The following is a 3,444-nucleotide window of genomic DNA, read 5'->3' as shown; positions in this document are numbered from 1 at the left end:
CGAACGCGACCGCGTTGAGCATCCCGCGCGACCTCATCGTCGACATCCCCGACTGCCCCACCGAGCAGGAGGACGGCAGCCGGAAGGTCATCCCGGGGGCCACCGGGGTCCGCTTCAACACCAGCCTCGGCCAGGACGGCCGGACGCCCAGCTGCACCATGCGCACCGTCACCGAGCTGACCGGCATCACCCCGGACAACTTCATGGTGGCGGACTTCAACGCGGTCAAGACCCTGACCTCCGCGGTCGGCGGGGTCGAGGTGTGCCTGGCCAAGGACATCGACGACCCGGACTCCCACCTGAAGCTGCCCAAGGGCACGCACACCATCGAGGGCGAGACGGCGCTGGCGTACGTCCGCACCCGGCACTCGGTCGGCTTCGGCGGCGACCTGAGCCGGATCGGGCTGCAACAGCAGTTCCTGAGCGCGCTGATGCGCAAGCTGAAGTCCAACGACACGCTCACCAGTCCGTCCAAGATGATCAAACTGGCCGAGGCCGGGACCGAGGCGCTGACCGTCGACTCCCAGCTGGACAGCATCAACAAGCTGAAGGACCTGGGCCTGGAGCTGGGCAAGCTCAACACGGAGAACCTGACCTTCACCACGGTGCCGGTGATCGACAACCCTTCCGAACAGGTGAAGGCGACCGTCGTCCTCGACGAGGCCCAGGCGCCCCAGGTGTTCGACCTCATCCGCAACGACGTGTCGTTCACGGAGGTCAAGCAGAAAAAGAAGAAGGAGAAGGCCGCCGTCGCCGCCCGGCTCAAGGGCGAGAAGGCGCCCGCCTCCGAGGTGCGGGTCCGGGTCCTCAACGGCGGTGCCGCCCAGGGCAGCGCCCAGAAGACCCTCAGCTGGCTCCAGGTGCAGGAGGGCGTCACCAAGTCGGAGAACGGGGGCAACGCGCCGAAGGAGCTGAGCCGGACGACGCTCGAGTACGCGCCCGACCAGGCCGACCAGGCCCGCCGGCTGGCGGCCGTCATGGGCCTGTCGGGGTCGGCGATGAAGCCGGGCGAGAGCGTCACCAACTCCCAGGGCGTGCCTGCGATGACGCTGACCCTGGGCAAGGACTTCAAGGGTCCGGGCGTCTCGCTGACGCCGCCGGACAAGGCGCCGGACGACATCAAGAAGTCGACGGCCGACAAGGTCGAGTGCGCCAAGTGATCTGACACAGGCCTGCCGGAGGGGGCGGACGCGCTCAACGGCTCGGAGCCGGGGCGGTGCATGGACGTGTACGCGACCTACCGCTGGTAGTGGGAAAACCCTTTGATTGCCTGTGGTTGAGGGAAATACTTCCGGGATTGCCCTGTTTCATGGACGAGGAATTCATCACTGACGTCACTCCTTCCCCAGGAGGGCGGCTAGTGTGAGCGCTCCAGTGCCCCGGGGCCGCGAGGACGTACGTCCTGGCGTCGTGCACTGAGGTGACCAGCACCACGGGCGCCTTCCGGAGGGGGGAGGGCGCCACGTGGTCCCGACGAAGGATCCGGACACCATGGACGCGCAAGGCCGTGGGCGGGGGGACGACATCGATCCCGCAGACCAGTGGGTACTCAATCCGGCCACCGGGGAATACGAACTGCGACTGGGCCCTTCCGCTCCGCAGCCGCCCGTGCCCGGACCGCGTGCGGGCGGCCCGCGCGGCCCCGGCGGCTCCGGGCGCACCCGGACGCCCGGCCGGGAGGTCCCCCCGCAGCGGCGGCGCGGGTCCGGGCAGCCTGCCCCGGGGCGGCGCGGCGGCCGGGCCCCGCAGAAGAAGCCGAAGGCCCGGAAGGTCCTGCTGTGGACCGGCGGCACCATGGCGTTCGTGGTGCTCGCCACCGGCACGGCCGGCTACCTGTACCTGAAGCACCTCGAGGGCAACGTGACGACGACCGACGTCGGTGACGCGGCCCGGAGCAACTTCAGCAAGGACGAGGCGTTCAACATCCTCGTCCTCGGCACCGACAAGCGCACCGGCGCGGGCAACAAGGGCTACGGCGACAAGGGCAGCCTCGGGCACGCCGACACCACGGTGCTGCTGCACGTGTCCAAGGACCGGACGAACGCGACCGCGTTGAGCATCCCGCGCGACCTCATCGTCGACATCCCGGACTGCCGCACCAAGCTGGAGGACGGCACCGAGACCGTCGTCCCCGGGCTCCAGGGCGCCCGCTTCAACCGCAGCCTCGGCGAGGGCGGACGGGACGCGGGGTGCACCATGCGGACCGTGGAGGCGGCGACCGGGATCAAGCCGGACCACTTCATGATGGCGGACTTCAACGCGGTGAAGACCCTCACGACGGCCGTCGGCGGGGTCGACGTCTGCCTGGCCAAGCCGGTGGACGACAAGAAGTCCCATCTGAAGCTGCCCGCGGGCGAGTCGACGGTCGCGGGCGAACAGGCCCTCGCGTTCGTGCGCACCCGGTCCAGCTTCGGCAACCAGGGCGACCTCGACCGGATCAAGGTCCAGCAGCAGTTCCTGGCCTCGCTGATGCGCAAGATGTCCTCCGGGGACACCCTCACCAGCCCCACCAAGCTGCTGAAGCTGGCCGAGGCGGCCACCGAGGCGCTGACCGTGGACAAGGCCCTCGGCGACGTGAACACGCTCAAGGACGTGGCCCTGGAGCTGAAGAAGGTGCCGACGAAGAACATCTCCTTCGCCACGGTGCCGGTGAAGGACAACCCGGCCGAGCGGGTGAAGGCGACCGTCGTCCTCGACGAGTCCCGGGCGCCGCAGCTGTTCGACGCCATCCGGGACGACGTGTCGCTGACCGAGGTCAAGCAGAAAAAGAAGAAGGAGAAGGCCGCCGTCGCCGCCCGGCTCAAGGGCGAGAAGGCGCCCGCCTCCGAGGTGCGGGTGCAGGTCCTCAACGGCGGCGCCCCCGCGGGCAGCGCCCAGACCACCCTCAGCTGGCTCCAGGTCGAACAGGGCGTCACCAAGTCCGAGAACGGCGGCAACGCCGCCGAGCAACTGGCGCGCACCACGCTGGAGTACGCGCCGGACCAGGCCGCCCAGGCCCGCCGGCTGGCCGCGATCCTCGGCCTGTCCGGCGCGGCGATGAAGCCCGGCGAGAGCGTCACCAACTCGCAGGGCGTGCCCGCGATGACGCTCACCCTCGGCAAGGACTTCAAGGGCGCCGGGGTGAAGCTGGACGGCTCGGGAGGGAAACCGCCGGAGGTCGACAAGTCCACCGCCGACAAGGTCGAATGCGCGAGCTGACGCTCAGTTGAGCCGATTGCGGCGGCCTGGGCAAAGTTGTTGAAGTCGCCGGGCTTTCCTGTGCAACTGACGGGCCCGTCGTGCGTCTAACAGGACGCAGGACGGGCCTGTTTCACGACACGAGAGGTGCCAGGAGTGGCGAGAACGGGGGCAGTCGCGCGAAGCGCCGCAATAGCCGCGCCCGGTGACGGCGGGCCGGCACCGGAGCAGGCGGGTCCGTCCGACGGGGACACCGGCGGCGGGCGC

2 protein-coding genes are annotated in these 3,444 nt (G+C 69.6%); both read left to right on the top strand.

Features of this window, described 5'->3' with window-relative positions:
- A partial coding sequence (locus G3I53_RS14265) for an LCP family protein (protein WP_164438414.1) occupies positions 1 to 1,160 on the top strand: 1,160 nt, incomplete at its 5' end.
- A gap of 331 nt (positions 1,161 to 1,491) precedes the next feature.
- Positions 1,492 to 3,198 (top strand): LCP family protein, encoded by a 1,707-nt coding sequence (locus G3I53_RS14260; RefSeq protein WP_164438413.1) that lies wholly within the window; start codon positions 1,492 to 1,494, stop codon positions 3,196 to 3,198.
- Positions 3,199 to 3,444: the final 246 nt, after the last annotated feature.

Source organism: Streptomyces sp. SID14436 (assembly GCF_010548465.1).
GTDB lineage: Bacteria > Actinomycetota > Actinomycetes > Streptomycetales > Streptomycetaceae > Streptomyces.
The sequence above is the reverse complement of the archived record's forward strand: the minus strand, read 5'-3'. Positions and strand labels throughout refer to the sequence as shown.